The following is a 681-nucleotide window of genomic DNA, read 5'->3' as shown; positions in this document are numbered from 1 at the left end:
TGTACGGAACAACCACATGGGTAACAAACAAGTTCACTCACATGGGTAACACTTTGAGACTTAGATAGCCCTTGTGGTTGCGTCGTTCATCTATCCCTCCAATCACCATGGGGCCGAAGTGGACATGCCAAAGACCTTCGTCGATCGCCTCAAGCCCAACCAGTTCTCCGTGCAGCAGGTGCCCGACGTACATCACTACATGGCGGCGTTTGAGCAATCCGTTGGTGCTCACGCGGTGCGTCTCCATGTAGCTTGGATAGCTCAACTCCGGTAGCCGGGTCGGATACTCCCGATTCGATGGCGTGTAGCAACTCTGCGGCGTGCACTGGTTCAACGCTTCATGCGGCCGTTCTTCGTTGTAGAACCGCCGGAACGCGTTCATGCGCCGTTGCTGCGCCGCCAGCGTCGCCGCTGGCGGCAACGCCGTCGCGCGCTTGAGCGTACGATGCATGCGCTCATGCCGTCCGTTCTGCTCTGGGCGCCCCGGCTGGATTCGCTCCGGCACAATCCCCAACTTCAGCCACCAAATCGACAATTTCGACAGCCCGCTGCAGCCAGTGGAGGCGAACGGCACACCATTGTCCGTGCGCATCCGGTCCGGCAGCCCGTAGGCGCGGAACAACCGCTCGAACACCACCTGCGTCGGCGCCAGCTTCGGCCCGCCCAGGCCCTTGCAGCCCA

At 61.1% G+C, this 681-nt stretch carries 1 protein-coding gene; it reads right to left on the bottom strand.

Annotated elements, in window-relative coordinates; all coding sequences use genetic code 11:
• Nucleotides 1-37 precede the first annotated feature (37 nt).
• The coding region (locus KHO22_RS32370) for an integrase core domain-containing protein (protein WP_211951269.1) at nucleotides 38-681 on the bottom strand (644 nt) is incomplete at its 5' end.

Source organism: Cupriavidus yeoncheonensis, assembly GCF_905397275.1.
Taxonomy (GTDB): domain Bacteria; phylum Pseudomonadota; class Gammaproteobacteria; order Burkholderiales; family Burkholderiaceae; genus Cupriavidus; species Cupriavidus yeoncheonensis.
The sequence above is the reverse complement of the archived record's forward strand: the minus strand, read 5'-3'. Positions and strand labels throughout refer to the sequence as shown.